The 310-nt window shown below is 31.0% G+C and carries 1 protein-coding gene; it reads right to left on the minus strand.

Features of this window, described 5'->3' with window-relative positions:
* Positions 1–310: RNA polymerase sigma factor (locus tag ADA55_RS09370; protein WP_153246112.1), on the minus strand; the 310-nt coding region annotated here is incomplete at both ends.

The raw sequence follows: 310 nt of genomic DNA on the forward strand, positions 1-310 counted from the left end.
GCTTTATATAGTTCAGATGATTCCTCTTTTATTCGAATCATTTCTTCAGGCAATGAGTTATTGTCCCTTTGCAAAAGAAATACTTCTTTAAAGAACTTGCTTGGTTTACGTTTTCTTAAAAAATCAACCGTTAAATTGTGAGCAATACTGAATAGCCATGTTTTTTCACTGGAATGCTGATTAAATGAATTATGATATAAATACGCTTTTACAAAGGTATCATGGGTCAAATCCTCTGCTTGTTGATAATCCTTAACCATCAATAAAATAAAGCTTAAAATGGATTTACTATGTTGGTCATACCAATCTG

The sequence above is a fragment of the Bacillus sp. 220_BSPC genome, assembly GCF_001054655.1.
Classification (GTDB): domain Bacteria; phylum Bacillota; class Bacilli; order Bacillales; family DSM-1321; genus Peribacillus; species Peribacillus frigoritolerans.